Origin of the sequence: Chryseobacterium sp. SIMBA_038 (assembly GCF_046535115.1) — a bacterium.
GTDB lineage: Bacteria > Bacteroidota > Bacteroidia > Flavobacteriales > Weeksellaceae > Chryseobacterium.
On record NZ_JAWRXH010000045.1, the window covers coordinates 1 to 375 of the forward strand.

Consider the following 375-nt stretch of genomic DNA (forward strand, 5'->3'; position numbering starts at 1 on the left):
GTATGAATTACTGTTCTGCACCAATCAACAATTTGGGCTGGCACATGACAGTTGAGAAGCTGATCGGCGTTAAAGTTCCAAAGCGTGTAGACTATATGCGTGTTATCTTGATGGAGCTTGCCAGAATTGGAGACCACCTGATTTGTAATGGAGTAACCGGAATGGACTCAGGAGCAATTACAGGTCTTACCTATATGTTCATCGAAAGAGAACGTATTTATGATATGTATGAGCAGATCTGTGGAGCAAGGATGACCACCAATATGGGAAGAATCGGAGGATTTGAAAGAGATTTCACTCCAAAATTCCATGAGTTATTACAAGACTTCTTAAAAACATTCCCTGCAAGATTTAAAGAATTTGGTACGTTACTAG

General features: G+C 40.0%; 1 pseudogene. It reads left to right on the forward strand.

Going from position 1 to position 375, the window contains the following annotated elements:
- Nucleotides 1–375 (forward strand): annotated as a pseudogene (locus SB689_RS22655) (NADH-quinone oxidoreductase subunit D); the annotation flags it as partial.